Genomic DNA, 1,032 nt, shown 5'->3' with positions numbered 1-1,032 from the left:
TGCAGACAACGTGACTCGCTGCCCAACCGTCATGTCTTGATTATCAACATTAATCACCGCAACTGGCGCTTCGTTGCTGCCAAGCACTTCCACTTGCACATTCACGATTGAAGATGAGTAGGCACCATCAATCGACAACAAACGATATTGAAAACGGTCCAAGCCAACAAAGTTCATGTCAGGTTGGTACTGATTACCCGAAATGGTGCCATGTTCTGGTTGTTGAACGATGTCCACATTGAACTGATAACCAACGGCCATAAAGTCATTGTCCATCAAGTTCAACTCGATTGACTTGTTCTTATCGGTTTGCAATGAGTCTGCTTTTGCCTCAACGACATGACTCGCATCCACATTCAGCAGCGCGGCAAACGGTACGAAAGAGAAGCCTGTCTGATTCAAACCAAATGTGTACATGTCGCTATTGCTGCCTGTCCACATCACAGGTAAAGAGGATTTTTCTGATTTTAGAACACGACCGAAATCAAAGTTCGCTTCAAACTCACCGCCTTCCAATTCCACCACCAACAGATGCTGACCAGCACTTAGTTGGCTTGGCTGAGGGAATAAGATTCGTGATGATTTTTGGAAAGAACCTTGTTGTAGCAGTTCAGCGCTGTCTTGGTCTAACACCAAACGGTAACCCGCATTACCTGAGAATGGGAATCGCCATACTCGGTAAGTCATGTCACTTTGAAGGCTGCTTCTTTGCGCGTACAGCTGAATACCATCCAGTTCTGTAGCGTTATTTAAATCTAGTGAAACCGCCAGCGTATTTGTGCTACTAGCAAACACATAACCTTGATAGAGAGAGTTCAGCCAAGCCGATTTGTTTGGCTCGCTCGCTTGCTCAAGGGAGAAACTGCCGCCATTCGTACTGCTAGCAATGTTAGAAATACGAACACCAGTTTCAAACCCAGCAATTGCTTGAAGTCCTGGATTAGAAGTGTCGGAAATCTCAGTGCCACCGTTAGGGTACAAATCGCCGGAATCACTGCTTCCATCATTTTCTAACTCATTCAAACCATCAGC

Annotated in this window: 1 protein-coding gene; it reads right to left on the bottom strand. The window is 45.6% G+C overall.

Annotation, left to right across the window (positions count from 1 at the left end; translation table 11 throughout):
• Positions 1-1,032: Ig-like domain-containing protein (locus R7Q47_RS26630; RefSeq protein WP_318090321.1), on the bottom strand; the 1,032-nt coding region annotated here is incomplete at both ends.

The sequence above is a fragment of the Vibrio sp. Vb0349 genome (assembly GCF_033338975.1).
This window is presented reverse-complemented; position numbering and strand designations above follow the sequence as displayed.